Annotated in this window: 8 protein-coding genes; 6 read left to right on the forward strand and 2 right to left on the reverse strand. The window is 65.7% G+C overall.

Annotation, left to right across the window (positions count from 1 at the left end; all coding sequences use genetic code 11):
* The first annotated feature begins 223 nt into the window (after positions 1-223).
* The 6 genes from HWX87_RS18525 (at position 224) to HWX87_RS18550 (ending at position 13,334) form a co-directional block, all read left to right on the forward strand.
* Positions 224-8,188 carry a YadA-like family protein gene (locus HWX87_RS18525; RefSeq protein ID WP_176048539.1) on the forward strand — a complete coding sequence of 2,655 codons (7,965 nt, stop codon included), beginning with the start codon at positions 224-226 and terminating at the stop codon, positions 8,186-8,188.
* A gap of 124 nt (positions 8,189-8,312) precedes the next feature.
* The gene (locus HWX87_RS18530) at positions 8,313-8,975 is read left to right on the forward strand and encodes an OmpA family protein (protein ID WP_176048464.1); all 663 of its coding nucleotides are present in this window, start codon (positions 8,313-8,315) and stop codon (positions 8,973-8,975) included.
* A gap of 382 nt (positions 8,976-9,357) precedes the next feature.
* On the forward strand, positions 9,358-10,503 hold the full coding sequence (locus tag HWX87_RS18535; protein ID WP_176048465.1) for a DUF2827 domain-containing protein: 1,146 nt from the start codon (positions 9,358-9,360) through the stop codon (positions 10,501-10,503).
* A 14-nt stretch (positions 10,504-10,517) separates the two neighbouring features.
* Positions 10,518-11,672, forward strand: a complete 1,155-nt coding sequence (locus HWX87_RS18540; RefSeq protein ID WP_176048466.1) for a DUF2827 domain-containing protein — start codon at positions 10,518-10,520, stop codon at positions 11,670-11,672.
* A 26-nt stretch (positions 11,673-11,698) separates the two neighbouring features.
* Positions 11,699-12,166: a DUF4019 domain-containing protein gene (locus tag HWX87_RS18545; protein ID WP_176048467.1), complete on the forward strand. Its 468-nt coding sequence runs from the start codon at positions 11,699-11,701 to the stop codon at positions 12,164-12,166.
* Between the two features lie 31 nt (positions 12,167-12,197).
* On the forward strand, positions 12,198-13,334 hold the full coding sequence (locus tag HWX87_RS18550; protein ID WP_176048468.1) for a DUF2827 family protein: 1,137 nt from the start codon (positions 12,198-12,200) through the stop codon (positions 13,332-13,334).
* A 26-nt stretch (positions 13,335-13,360) separates the two neighbouring features.
* Here HWX87_RS18550 and HWX87_RS18555 read toward each other — a convergent pair whose 3' ends face one another.
* Entirely contained in the window at positions 13,361-13,777 is a 417-nt protein-coding gene (locus tag HWX87_RS18555; protein WP_176048469.1) for a hypothetical protein, read from the reverse strand.
* 46 nt (positions 13,778-13,823) lie between these two features.
* Positions 13,824-14,627, reverse strand: a complete 804-nt coding sequence (locus HWX87_RS18560; protein ID WP_176048470.1) for an EAL domain-containing protein — start codon at positions 14,625-14,627, stop codon at positions 13,824-13,826.
* Positions 14,628-14,668: the final 41 nt, after the last annotated feature.

A 14,668-nucleotide genomic window follows, 5' to 3' on the forward strand; every position in this document is an offset into this window, starting at 1 on the left:
ACATTCTTACATCTTTCAAAATCATTCTCCCCCAATACATCAAAACGCGATGCATTAACCATCCTTTAACTTTCAAAACCTCTCATTTATCACTGTTTGTCAATCTACAAAAATCACCTCCAATAAACTCCGCCCATCAATTTTGAGATTCGCGCGAGCGCACGGAATATTCCTCTAACGAAAGAGACCGGTGTGTGGCGTGCATATTTGGAGGTAGCAGGACATGAACCGCACATACCGCTCGATCTGGAACGAAGCCCTTGGCGCCTGGGTCGCGGCATCGGAACACGATTCGGCACGGGGCAAGCCGAACAAGTCGGCCGTCGTGAAGGCCGTTGCAGCAGCCGTTCTCGTCGTGGGGGCGACGGCGGGCAATGTCGCGCACGCGCAGTACTCGGCAGGCGGTGGCACCGTCACGGGAAGCGCCACCCAGGGGATCGCAATCGGCGGCAACGGCGGGAGCACGACGACGGCCAGCGGTTCGACGTCGATCGCGATCGGTGCGAACGCGACAGCGTCGGGCAACTATTCGCAGGCGTTCGGCCAAGCCACGACGGCGACCGGCGCAAGCGGGATCGCGATCGGCTCCGGTGCGAAGGCGCTGAACACGGGCGCAACAGCAGTCGGCAACGACTCCACGGCATCGGGCTCCAGCTCGATCGCGATCGGCGGCGGCAACAGTTCGGGCGCGGGCGGCGCCGTTGCGGCCGGTAGCAACGCAATCGCGTTGGGCCGCTTCTCCAACGTCAACGCGGCAACGACGTCGGGTATCGCGATCGGCGCGAACGCAACCGTGACGTCGGCGGGCACCAACGGCACGGCACTCGGTTCGGCAGCCACCGCGGCCGGCTCCGGCGCATCCGCCATCGGCAACGCCGCGACGGCAACCGGCACCAACGCCCTGGCACTCGGCGGCACGGCCAATTACGCATCCAGCGTCGCGATCGGCGCGGGCAGCGTGACCGGCACTGCGGCACCGAGCGGGACGGGTTACCTGACTGGCAGCAGCGCACCGACGTCGGAAGTGTCGGTCGGCAGTTCGACTGCACTGCGCCGCATCACCAACGTCGCCGACGGCTCGGCACCGCAGGACGCCGTCACCGTCGCCCAGCTCAGCACCGGCATGAGCACGACCACGAGCGCGATCGGCAGCCTGTCGACCTCGGCGTCGACCGGCCTCTCGTCGGCTAACAGCTCGATCGGGTCGCTGTCGACCTCGACCTCGACTGGCATCAACTCGCTGTCCACCGGCCTCAGCTCGGCCAATAGCTCGGTTGCGTCGCTGTCGACCTCCACGTCGACCGGCCTCTCGTCGGCCAACAGCTCGATTGGCTCGCTGTCGACGTCGACTTCGACCGGCATCAACTCGCTGTCCACCGGCTTGAGCTCGGCCAATAGCTCGGTTGCGTCGCTGTCATCGTCCACGTCGACGGGCCTGTCGTCGGCCACCAGCTCGATCGGTTCGCTGTCGACTTCGACTTCGACCAGCATCAACTCGCTGTCCACCGGCTTGAGCTCGGCTAATAGCTCGGTTGCGTCGCTGTCGACCTCCACGTCGACGGGCCTGTCGTCGGCTAATAGCTCGATCGGTTCGCTCTCGACGTCGACTTCGACCGGCATCAACTCGCTGTCCACGGGCCTCAGCTCGGCTAATAGCTCGGTTGCGTCGCTGTCGACCTCCACGTCGACGGGTCTGTCGTCGGCCAACAGCTCGATCACTTCGCTGTCGACCTCGACATCGACAGGTCTGTCGTCCGCCACCAGCTCGATCGGCTCGCTCTCGACTGGCCTCTCGTCGACCAATAGCTCGGTCACTTCGCTGTCGACCTCCACGTCGACGGGTCTGTCGTCCGCCACCAGCTCGATCGGCTCGCTGTCGACTGGCCTCTCGTCGACCAATAGCTCGGTCACTTCGCTGTCGACTTCCACGTCGACGGGTCTGTCGTCCGCCACCAGCTCGATCGGCTCGCTGTCGACCGGCCTCTCGTCGACCAATAGTTCGGTCACTTCGCTGTCGACCTCCACGTCGACGGGCCTGTCGTCGGCCACCAGCTCGATCACCTCGCTGTCGACCGGCCTCTCGTCGACCAATAGCTCTGTCACCTCGCTGTCGACTTCCACATCGACGGGCCTGTCGTCGGCCACCAGCTCGATCGGCTCGCTGTCGACCTCGACCTCGACGGGCATCAATTCGCTGTCCACCGGCCTGAGCTCGGCTAATAGCTCGGTTACCTCGCTGTCGACCTCCACGTCGACGGGCCTCTCGTCGGCCAACAGCTCGATCGGTTCGCTGTCGACGTCGACTTCGACCGGCATCAACTCGCTGTCCACCGGCCTCAGCACGGCTAATAGTTCGGTTGCCTCGCTGTCGACCTCCACGTCGACCGGCCTCTCGTCGGCCAACAGCTCGATCGGTTCGCTGTCGACGTCGACTTCGACCGGTATCAACTCGCTGTCCACCGGCCTGAGCACGGTCTCGACGAAGACAGACAACCTCGGTAGCAGCACGGCCTCGGCACTTGGCGGTGGCTCGACGTATGACCCGACGACCGGCAAGGTCTCGGCCCCGTCGTACACCACGTACAACGCGAACGGCACGACGTCGACAGCCAACAGCGTCGGCTCGGCAATCGACAGCATCAACAGCCAGGGCATCAAGTACTTCCACGCGAACTCGACCGGCGCCGACAGTCAGGCGCTCGGCACCGATTCGGTCGCGATCGGCCCGAGCGCGGTCGCCAACAATGCCGGCGACGTCGCGCTTGGCAGCGGCTCTGTTACGGCGGCGCCGGTCAAGACGCCGACCGGCACCATCGGTGGCGTAACCGCGACGTTCGCGGGCGGCAATCCGACCAGCGTGGTCAGCGTCGGCAAGTCTGGCGCCGAGCGTCAGATCACCAACGTTGCAGCCGGTCAGATCACCGCGACCAGCACCGATGCGATCAATGGCTCGCAGCTGTTCGCAACCAATTCGATCGTCGACTCACTGTCGACCACGGTGTCGACGTCCGGCAGCGCCATCGCGTCGCTGTCGACCGGCATCACGTCGCTGTCAACGGGCCTCAGCTCGACCAACAGCTCGGTGACATCGCTGTCGACTTCCACGTCGACCGGCCTGTCGTCGGCAAATAGCTCGATCACGTCCCTGTCGACTTCGACCTCGACGGGTCTGTCGTCGGCGAATAGCTCGATCACCTCGCTGTCCACGTCGACCTCGACGGGTCTGTCGTCCGCTAACAGCTCGATCACTTCGCTGTCGACTTCGACCTCGACGGGTCTGTCGTCGGCCAACAGCTCGATCACCTCGCTGTCGACTTCGACGTCGACGGGTCTGTCGTCGGCGAATAGCTCCATCACCTCGCTGTCCACGTCGACCTCGACGGGTCTGTCGTCGGCCAACAGCTCGATCACGTCCCTGTCGACCTCGACCTCGACCGGCTTGTCGTCGGCCAACAGCTCGATCACTTCGCTGTCGACCTCGACCTCCACGGGTCTGTCGTCGGCTGACAGCTCCATCACCTCGCTGTCGACCTCGACGTCGACGGGTCTGTCGTCGGCGAATAGCTCGATCACGTCCCTGTCGACTTCGACCTCGACGGGTCTGTCGTCCGCTAACAGCTCGATCACTTCGCTGTCGACTTCGACCTCGACGGGTCTGTCGTCGGCAAATAGCTCGATCACTTCGCTGTCGACCTCGACGTCGACCGGCCTCTCGTCGGCTGACAGCTCGATCACTTCGCTGTCCACGTCGACCTCGACCGGCCTGTCGTCGGCTAACAGCTCGATCACGTCGCTGTCCACTTCCACGTCGACGGGTCTGTCGTCGGCTGACAGCTCGATCACGTCCCTGTCGACTTCCACGTCGACCGGCCTGTCGTCGGCTAACAGCTCGATCACTTCGCTGTCGACCTCGACCTCGACGGGTCTGTCGTCGGCCAATAGCTCGATCGACTCGCTCTCGACTTCGACGTCGACCGGCCTGTCGTCGGCTAACAGCTCGATCACTTCGCTGTCGACCTCCACCTCGACGGGTCTGTCGTCGGCCAATAGCTCGATCGACTCGCTCTCGACTTCGACGTCGACCGGCCTGTCGTCGGCTAACAGCTCGATCACTTCGCTGTCGACTTCCACGTCGACGGGTCTGTCGTCGGCGAATAGCTCGATCACCTCGCTGTCCACTTCCACGTCGACGGGCCTGTCGTCGGCCAACAGCTCGATCACTTCGCTGTCGACTTCGACCTCGACGGGTCTGTCGTCGGCCAATAGCTCGATCACGTCGCTGTCTACCTCGACCTCCACGGGTCTGTCGTCCGCGAACAGCTCGATCGATTCGCTGTCGACCTCGACCTCGACCGGTCTGTCGTCGGCGAACAGCTCGATCACCTCCCTGTCCACGTCGACCTCGACGGGTCTGTCGTCGGCCAATAGCTCGATCGACTCGCTGTCCACGTCGACCTCGACGGGCCTGTCGTCGGCGAATAGCTCGATTACCTCGCTGTCGACTTCCACGTCGACGGGCCTCTCGTCGGCAAACAGCTCGATCACTTCGCTGTCCACGTCGACCTCGACGGGCTTGTCGTCGGCGAATAGCTCGATCGACTCGCTGTCGACCTCGACCTCGACGGGCCTGTCGTCGGCCAACAGCTCGATCACCTCGCTGTCGACCTCGACCTCCACGGGCCTGTCGTCGGCTAACAGCTCGATCACTTCGCTGTCGACCTCGACGTCGACCGGCCTCTCGTCGGCCAACAGCTCGATCACGTCGCTGTCGACTTCCACGTCGACGGGCCTGTCGTCGGCCAATAGCTCGATCGACTCGCTCTCGACTTCGACGTCGACCGGCCTCTCGTCGGCTAACAGCTCGATCACCTCGCTGTCGACTTCCACGTCGACGGGCCTCTCGTCGGCAAACAGCTCGATCACTTCGCTGTCGACCTCGACCTCGACCGGCTTGTCGTCGGCTAACAGCTCGATCACTTCGCTGTCGACCTCGACCTCGACGGGCTTGTCGTCCGCGAACAGCTCGATCGATTCGCTGTCCACGTCGACGTCGACCGGCCTGTCGTCGGCCAACAGCTCGATCACCTCGCTGTCGACCTCCACCTCGACCGGCCTGTCGTCGGCGAATAGCTCGATCACGTCGCTGTCGACCTCGACCTCGACCGGTCTGTCGTCCGCGAACAGCTCGATCACTTCGCTGTCCACGTCGACTTCGACGGGTCTGTCGTCGGCTAACAGCTCGATCGATTCGCTGTCGACCTCGACCTCGACCGGCCTCTCGTCGGCTAACAGCTCGATCACTTCGCTGTCGACCTCCACGTCGACCGGTCTGTCGTCGGCAAACAGCTCGATCGATTCGCTGTCGACTTCGACGTCGACGGGCCTCTCGTCGGCCAATAGCTCGATCACGTCGCTGTCGACCTCCACCTCGACCGGCCTGTCGTCCGCGAACAGCTCGATCACTTCGCTGTCGACCTCGACGTCGACCGGCCTGTCGTCGGCCAACAGCTCGATCACCTCGCTGTCGACCTCGACCTCCACGGGTCTGTCGTCCGCGAACAGCTCGATCGATTCGCTGTCGACCTCGACCTCCACCGGTCTGTCGTCGGCCAACAGCTCGATCACCTCGCTGTCCACGTCGACCTCGACGGGTCTGTCGTCGGCTAACAGCTCGATCACGTCCCTGTCGACCTCGACCTCCACGGGGCTGTCGTCGGCTAACAGCTCGATCGATTCGCTGTCGACTTCGACGTCGACGGGTTTGTCGTCCGCCAATAGCTCGATCACTTCGCTGTCGACTTCCACGTCGACCGGCCTGTCTTCGGCTAACAGCTCGATCACGTCGCTGTCGACCTCGACCTCGACGGGCCTCTCGTCCGCCAACAGCTCGATCACGTCCCTGTCGACCTCGACCTCGACGGGCCTGTCGTCGGCAAATAGCTCGATCACTTCGCTGTCGACCTCGACGTCGACGGGTCTGTCGTCCGCCAATAGCTCGATCACCTCGCTGTCGACTTCGACCTCGACGGGCCTGTCGTCCGCGAACAGCTCGATCACGTCCCTGTCGACCTCGACCTCGACTGGCATCAACTCGTTGTCGACCGGTCTGAGCACGACCAACAGCACGGTCACCTCGCTGTCGACCTCCACGTCGACCGGCCTGTCGTCCGCGAACAGCTCGATCACGTCCCTGTCGACCTCGACCTCGACCGGCATCAACTCGCTGTCGACCGGTCTGAGCACGACCAACAGCACGGTCACGTCGCTGTCGACCTCCACGTCGACCGGCCTGTCCTCGGCCACCAGCTCGATCTCGTCCCTGTCGACCTCGACCTCGACGGGCCTGTCGTCGGCCGCCAGCTCGATCACGTCCTTGTCGACCTCGACTTCGACCGGCATCAGCTCGCTGTCCACCGGCCTGAGCAGCACCGACAGCACGATCCTGTCGCTGTCGACCTCGACGTCGACCGGCATCGGCTCGCTGTCCACCGGCCTGAGCAGCACGAACAGCTCGGTGACGTCGCTGTCGACCTCGACCTCGACCGCGATCAACGCCGCGAAGACGCACTACTACAGCGTCAACGACAACGGCACGCAGCAAGCCAACTACGACAACACGGGCGCAACGGGCACCAACGCCATCGCCGCCGGCGTGAACTCCAGCGCGGCAGGCGCCAGCAGCGTGGCAGTCGGCGACGGCTCGAACGCACAGTCGGCAGGTGCGGTCGCCATCGGCCAGAACGCATCGGCAACGGGCGGCAAGGCCGTGTCGATCGGCTCCGGCAACACGGCATCCGGCGACGGCGCGGTCGCGATCGGCGACCCGAGCATCGCGACGGGCACCGGCGCGGTGGCGATGGGCGCGAACGACACGGCGACCGGCAACGGCGCAGTGGCGCTCGGCAACGCGAACACGGCAACCGGCGCCAGCGCGCTCGCCCTCGGCAGCTCGAACCAGGCCACCGCGGACAACACGATCGCGCTGGGCAGCCAGGCCACGGCCAGCGCCACCGGCGCACAGGCCTACGGCTCGGCCGCCAAGGCCACGGCCGCCGACGCACTCGCCTTCGGCACGAACGCGCAAGCGAACGTCGCCAACTCGGTCGCACTCGGCGCGAACTCGGTCACGGCTGCGGCCGTCGGCACCTCGAGCGCCACGATCGGCGGCGTCACGTACTTCTTCGCGGGCAGTTCGCCGGTTGGCGTGGTCAGCGTCGGTGCGCCGGGCCAGGAACGCCAGATCACGAACGTCGCCGCGGGCCAGATCTCGGCCACGAGCACGGACGCGATCAACGGCAGCCAGCTGAACGCGACGAACAACGCGGTCAATGCACTGTCGACGTCCACCGCGTCGAATGTCGCGTCGCTGTCGACCGGCATCAACTCGCTGTCCACGGGCCTGAGTGCGACCAACAGCAACGTGGCTTCGCTGTCCACGTCGACCTCGACCGCGATCAACTCGCTGTCGACCGGCCTGAGCTCGACGAACAGCAACGTCAACTCGCTGTCGACGTCGACTTCGACGGGCATCGGTTCGCTGTCCACCGGCCTGAGCACGACGAACAGCAACGTGGCCTCGCTGTCGACTGGCGTGACGAACATCAACAACACGCTGAACTCGCTGTCGACGTCGATCAACAACAACACGACGCGTGCGGCGAACAACAACGGCGTCGCGGCCGACATGAACGGCAAGGGCACGGACGTCCCGACCGTCACCGCCGGCTCGAACTCGGTGGCGATCGGTGCGAATTCGACGGACGGCGGCCGCTCGAACGTGGTGTCGGTCGGTAGCGACACGCAGCAGCGCCAGATCACGAACGTCGCGCCGGGTACGCAAGGCACCGACGCGGTGAACGTGAACCAGCTGACGCAGGTGCAGACGACGCTGTCGACGGCGCTGTCGAGCCAGCAGACGCAGATCAACTCGCTGGGTTCGCAACTGCAGCAGACCGACCAGATGGCGAAGCAGGGTATCGCGGCCGTCGGCGCGATGGCGTCGATCCCGCAGCTCGATCGCGACGCCAACTTCGGGATGGGCGTGGGCACGTCGACCTTCCTCGGCCAGAAGGCGATGGCGGTCAACATGCAGGCGCGCATCACGGAGAACCTGAAGGCGTCGATCAACGGCGGTTTCAGCGGCGGTCAGAAGGTGATCGGCGCCGGCATGCTGTACCAGTGGAAGTAACGCGTCGCGCCGCCAGGCCGCCCGGCTCGCCAGCCGGACGGCCCGCGGCGGCCCCGACGGCCAGACGAGCCCGCCGCGCAACCCGCGGCGGGCTTCAGTCAACCCAAGCATTGAGGATGTAACCGTGAACAAACTCGCTCTTGCGCTCGCGCTTTCCGCAACGGCCCTCGCCGCGTGCTCGACCGCATCCGGCCCGACCTACAGCGCTTCCGAACTGCAGCCGCGCGACGGCGTGCGCACGTTCCAGGTGGATTGCCACGGCCTGCTGTCGGGCCCGCAGACGTGCATGAAGGCCGCCCGAAAGATCTGCGGCGACCAGCCCGTGCGCGCCGTCGACTCGGCCCGCGCGCTGCGCGACAAATCCGATCCGGCCACGCTGGTCTTCCAGTGCGGCGCCGCGCCGGCCGAAGCGGCCTCGGCCGCCGAACCGGCGACCGCCGTCGTCGAACAGGTGAACCTGTCGGGCGACGCGCTGTTCGCGACCGACCACGCGACGCTCGCGCCGACCGCGCGCGAATCGCTCGACCGCCTGCTGAGCGAGCGCAAGGACCACACGTACTCGCAGGTGAGCGTCACCGGCTTTACCGATTCGGTAGGCAGCGACGACTACAACCTCGCGCTGTCGAAGCGCCGCGCCGAATCGGTCGCCGCCTATCTGAAAGCACACGGCCTGAAGACCGACGCGCTGACGGTGTCGGGCCGCGGCAAGGCCGATCCGGTCGCATCGAACGCGACGCCCGAAGGCCGCGCGAGCAACCGCCGCGTCGAAATCCGGCTGCAGCACTGAGCAGCCGGCCGCCGCCGGTGCGGCGGCCGATCCGGCAGGCCGCCAGCGCCGCGCCGGACAACGCGGGCGCCGCTTCGCCGGCGCCCCGCTCCCGTCGGCCGGCGGGTATGTCAAAGTTCGTCACGTCCTGCCAAAAACGGCGGTTTCCATGCCACAATCGCCGCAGACAGTCGCCGGGGCAGCCTGCCCGAATCGCGCGCCGTGCCAGGCGCGCCCGACGACACGCCGGAATCCGGCTGCCGCCCTCGCGAACCACGTCGCCCGATTCGCCTGCCGCGACGCACCGGCGCGAATCCAACCATGACAACCCACGGCACGCCGCTTCCGGGTCAGACGCTCGACGCGATGCCCGGACGCACGACGCCGCAGAGGAAACCAACCGGTGACGGACATCAATGAAGCCGCCGCGGGCGGCACCCGCAAGCAACGGCCGGCGGTCGGCATCTCGCTGTTTGCGCGCGACGGCCAGGCGATCTGGGAAAACGGCATTCACCAGAACATCGCGTTCCTCGCGATGATGCTCAAGCGCTCGGATCGCGTCGGCCCCGTCTATTTCCTGAACGGCGGCGATGCGAACGCACTGCCGGCCGGCCTCGAACTCGACGGCCTCGACATCCCGCTGGTAAAACCCTCCGACGTCACGCACGAACTCGACGTCGTGATCGAAATGGGCGCGCAGCTGCCCGTCGAATGGCTCCGGCACATGAAGGCGCTCGGCAAGAAGATCGCCGCGTTCTTCTGCGGACACGTCTATGCGGGCCTGTGCGAAACGCCGATCTTCGGGAAACCGTCCGGGCACGTGTTCAACGGCGCGCCGTTCGACGAAGTGTGGCTGCTGCCGCAATACGACAAGACCGCGGCGCCGATGCTGCAGACCATCCTGCGCGCGCCCGTCCACCTGATGCCGCACATCTGGTCGCCGTACTTCCTCGAGCGCCGCGTGGCTGCGCTCGCAGGCGAAGGCGCGACGTTCGGCTATCGGCCAGGCCAGCGTCCGTGGCGCCTCGCGATGCTCGAACCGAACATCTCGGTCGCCAAGTCCTGCCACTACCCGATGCTGGCATGCGACGAGTTCTACCGCGCGCGGCCGGACGCGGTGCAGCACATGTTCGTCGTCAACGCGATGCACATGAAGGAGCATTCGACCTTCGTGCACTTCGCGAACAGCCTCGATCTCGTCCGCCAGCACAAGGCGACGTTCGAACCGCGACTCGACCTGCCCGGCTTCATGGCGCGCCACGCGGATGCAGTCGTGTCGCACCACTGGGAAAACGGCCAGAACTATCTGTATTACGACGTGCTGTACGGCGGCTATCCGCTGATCCACAACTCGACGCTGATCGGCGACGCCGGCTATTACTACCCGGACTTCGACTCCGCCGCGGGCGGCCGCGCACTGCTCGACGCGTGGCTGCATCACGACGAACGCCTCGACGATTACCGCGCGAAAGCCGGCCGGCTGCTGCAGTCGGTCTCGATCGACAACCCCGCGAACCTCGACGCGTTCGTCTCGCGTCTGGTCGCCTGAACCGGAGCATACGCATGTCGGACTCCAATGCCCGTCAAGCGCCCGGCGAGGGCAAGCGTCTCGTCGTCGGCGTGTCGCTGTTCGTGCGCGGCGCCGGCCAGTCGCTGTGGGAAAACGGCATTTTCCAGAACTGCCTGCTGCTGATCCTGCTGCTGCGCCAGTCGCCGCTCGTCGCGGAAGCCGTGATGGTGAACGGCGGCGAACAGGTCGCCGATCCGCAGATGATGCTCGGCGAGTGGAACGTGCCGCTGCTGTCGATGGACGAAGCGCTGGAACGCTGCGACGTGCTGATCGAAATGAGTGCGCAGTTCGGCGCGGACTACCTGCGCGCGTTCCGCGACCGCGGCGGCAAGGTCGTCACGATGCGGGTCGGCAACGACTACGTGATCGACATCGAACGCGCGATGTTCAACAAGCCGTCGGGCTTCCTGTTCTCGGGCGCGCCGTATGACGCCGTGTGGACGATTCCCGAGTTCGAGCGCTCGTGCCTGCACTATTACCAGACCGGCCTGCGCGCACCCGTCACGATCGTTCCGCACATCTGGCACCCGATGCTGTTCGACAAGGCGCGCGCGACGCTCGGCGCGGGCCTGACGTTCGGCTATCAGCCCGGCAAGCCGCGCTGGCGTGTGACGATGTTCGAGCCGAACATCTGCATGGTGAAGACGAGCATCATCCCGATGCTGGTCACGGAAGAGGCGTACCGCGCCGATCCGAAATTCCTCGAATTCGTGCGCGTGTGCAACACGATCCACCTGAAGGAACATGCGACGTTCGTCCAGTTCGCGAAGAGCCTCGACATCGTGAACCACGGCATCACGACGTTCGAAAGCCGTTATGCGGTGTACGAGTTCATGGCTGCGTACGGTGATGCGGTGGTGTCGCACACGTGGGAAAACGCGCAGAACTACCTGTACTACGAGTTGCTGTACGGCGACTATCCGCTGATCCACAACTCGCCGTTCCTCGGCAAGGCCGGGTATTTCTATCCGGACTTCGACTGCCAGGCCGGCGGCCGCGCGCTGCTGCAGGCGTTCACCGAGCACGACGCGAACCTGGAGGCGTACCGCGAGCAGTCGAAGCACGTGCTCAGCTCCGTCAGCATCTACAACCCAGCGAACGTCGCCGCCTATACGGACGCGATCGCCACCCTCTATCGCGACGCGTGACGCGCCGCCTTCTTCCGGACTCCGACATGACCGCACGCACGACCCTCACCCGCGCCAAATGGCTGATCGGCTGCGCCGTCGCTTCGATCGCGATCGGCGCGCATGCGCAAGCCGACGGCGAATCGGCCGACGCGCTGCTCCGCGACTCGGACGCCGTGTTCAAGCAGCTCGACGCCGGCCAGTACGGCGCGGTGTGGACCGACGCTGCCGCATTCGTGAAGGCGCGCATCAAGCAGGACCAGTTCGCATCGGACATGCAGCGTGCGCGCCAGTCGGTCGGCACGGTCCGCCATCGCGGCTGGGCGCAGATCACGCGGATCCGCTATACCAACGCGTCGACGACACCCGATGGGCTCTACGCGAACGTCGACTACGTCACCACGCTGACGAGCGGCGCAACGGCCTACGAGAAGCTGAGCTTCCGCCTCGAGGACGATGGCCGCTGGCACGTGACCGGCTATGTGCCGCGCCAGTCGCAAAACTACACGCCGTAACCCGCGCAACGCCCCGCACCACGGAGTCGTCATGAAACTCAATGTCGCGATAACGATGAACGTGCAGCGCGACGCGACGCAGTCGATCTGGTACAACGGCGCGAACCAGCACTGCGTGTACCTGTATATGCTGCTGAAGCAGTCGCCGCTGATCGGCGAAGTCTGGCTCGCGCACGACAACGGCATCACCGAGTATCCGCAGGCGCTGATGATGGACGCGTTCGGCGACGCGCTGCGGCCGCTGTCGGACGTCGTCCACCAGACCGACCTGCTGATCGAGATGAATGCGTTCATCGATCCGTCGCACACGGACGTCGTGCGCCAGCGCGGCGGCAAGTGCGTGTCGTATCGCTTCGGCAACGACTACGTGATCGCGGTCGAGACGATCAACTTCGAGAAGAACGACTGGCGGCCGAACCCGCACCGCGTGCAGTTCGACGAGATCTGGACCAACCCGCAGCACATGCACACGTGCGCGGCGTATTTCCAGGCCGTGTATCGCGCGCCGGTGATCGAACTGCCGCACATCTGGTCGCCGTATTTCATCGAGCGCAGCCTCGACGCCGATCCCGAACTGAAGGCGCGCTTCGGCTACCGCAACCACGGCCCGGCCAAGCGCATCGCGTTCTTCGAGCCGAACCTGAACGTCGTGAAAAGCTCGATCGTGCCGATGCTCGCCGCGAACGCGTGCTACGTCGAGCACCCGGAGCTCGTCGAGCACGTGTATATGACCAACACGTTCGACAAGAAGGAAAACGTCGCCTTCAAGCATCTCGCGCTCGGGCTCGAGATGGTGCGCGACGGCAAGGCGACCGCCGACGTGCGCGCGCCGTTCGTCGCGTGGGCCGCGCATCACACCGACATCGTCGTGTCGCACCACTGGGAAAACGGCCTCAACTACCTGCTGTACGACGCGCTGTACGGCAACTATCCGCTCGTACACAATTCGCCGTTCCTGCGCGACGTCGGCTACTACTACCCCGACTTCGAGATCTTCGAAGCGGCACGTGCGATCGCGACCGCCGCGCAAACGCACGACGCGCGGCTCGACGACTACGCGGCCGCGGCCCGCCGCTGCCTGCACCAGGTCGACACGCTCGCCGAACACAACGTTCGCGCTTACTCCGAGCAGATCCAGCAGTTGTTCGCCGGCCGCGCGCTCGGCTGATCTGCTTCGTTCGCGCGTCGACCGCGCTACACCAGCACGCGATCGCCGCTTTGCGCGGCGAACACGCGGCCATGCCGCCGTCCCATGCGAGCAAGCACGGCAAAACAACGCGCCGCTTGCCCGCTTGCCCGGCCGGCTGGCTTGACGAGACTATCGGACACGCCGCGTGCGATCGCCGAATCGTTGCCGCACGCGCCGGCAATGACGCCCGCGTAGTAGTGCCGCGCCGCCAGTTCGCGGCCGTTGGCATCGAGCGGTTTCATCCGCTGAATGCGACGCGCGACGGCCTTCAGGCCGTCGAGGTACGGCGCGACGTCGATCGGCACATCGGTCGACTCGGCGCCCAGTTGCCACAGCATGTCGGCCAGCTCGGCGATCGCGACCAGGTCGCGCGCATCGGTTGCCTGCGTGCCCGTTCCGACTCCGGCCTTCGTCCCCGCCATGCGACACCCCTTTGCGATTCGTCCCGCTCCACCTGCTCTCGCGCCGTCACGCGGCGGCCGGCGACCGCCATGAAAACCGGATGCCCTGTGCCCATGCGACACCGGCATCCAGGATGATCTGCCGGTCGATCTCGCTCTCCACGCCTTCGACGACGACGTGCCGCGCCCCTTCATGCGCGAACGCGATCAACCTGCGGAACTGGTAGCGCCCGATCGCGTTGCGCTTGATCATCGACAGGATCGACCGGTCGAGCTTCACGATGTCGGGATTGCCGACCACCAGATTGTTCAATGCGCTGAAACCGACGCCGAAATCGTCGATCGCGATCCGGCAACCGGCCTGCCGGAAGCGGTTGACGAACGACCGGCCCGCGACAGGGTTCAGCGGCCCCGTCTCCGTGATCTCGACCACCAGCCGCGCCGCCACCGACGGCTCGCGCTCGAGCCGCCTGAAGATCGCCAGCCACGCGTCGTCGACGACCGCGCTCACCGCCGCGACGTTGCACCCATAAACCGCGGCCGGATCGGCGCGCAGCGCGTCGATCGTCCGGCCGACCACGAGCCGGTCGAACCAGCGCATCAGCCCGAGCGCCTCGAGGCGCGGCAGGAACGCGAGCGGCGGCAGCGCATCGCGCTCGCCCCACCGCAACCGCGCCAGGCGCTCCTGGTACAGCACACCGCCCGACAGGTCGGCCCGGCACACCGGCTCATGTGCGAACCCGAGCCGGCTTTCCACGAAACTGCGTACCGACGCGAGGTCGGCATGATGGTCGGGGGCGCCGAACACGAGATCGATTTCGTCTCGATTCGCTTCCCGATTCGCCTCCAGGCGAGCTTCGACCGCATTCATCCGGCGCTCCGGCAAATGGCGAGCCGCCGATCGCGGCTCGA

Origin of the sequence: Burkholderia sp. BCC1644 (assembly GCF_902833225.1) — a bacterium.
Lineage (GTDB): Bacteria > Pseudomonadota > Gammaproteobacteria > Burkholderiales > Burkholderiaceae > Burkholderia.

Coding starts and splice junctions, on each gene's coding strand:
- HWX87_RS18555 (WP_176048469.1), bottom strand. CDS start 13,777: ATGGCGGGGACGAAGGCCGGAGTCGGAACGGGCACGCAGGCAACCGAT.
- HWX87_RS18560 (WP_176048470.1), bottom strand. CDS start 14,627: ATGAATGCGGTCGAAGCTCGCCTGGAGGCGAATCGGGAAGCGAATCGA.
- HWX87_RS18545 (WP_176048467.1), top strand. CDS start 11,699: ATGACCGCACGCACGACCCTCACCCGCGCCAAATGGCTGATCGGCTGC.
- HWX87_RS18550 (WP_176048468.1), top strand. CDS start 12,198: ATGAAACTCAATGTCGCGATAACGATGAACGTGCAGCGCGACGCGACG.
- HWX87_RS18540 (WP_176048466.1), top strand. CDS start 10,518: ATGTCGGACTCCAATGCCCGTCAAGCGCCCGGCGAGGGCAAGCGTCTC.
- HWX87_RS18525 (WP_176048539.1), top strand. CDS start 224: ATGAACCGCACATACCGCTCGATCTGGAACGAAGCCCTTGGCGCCTGG.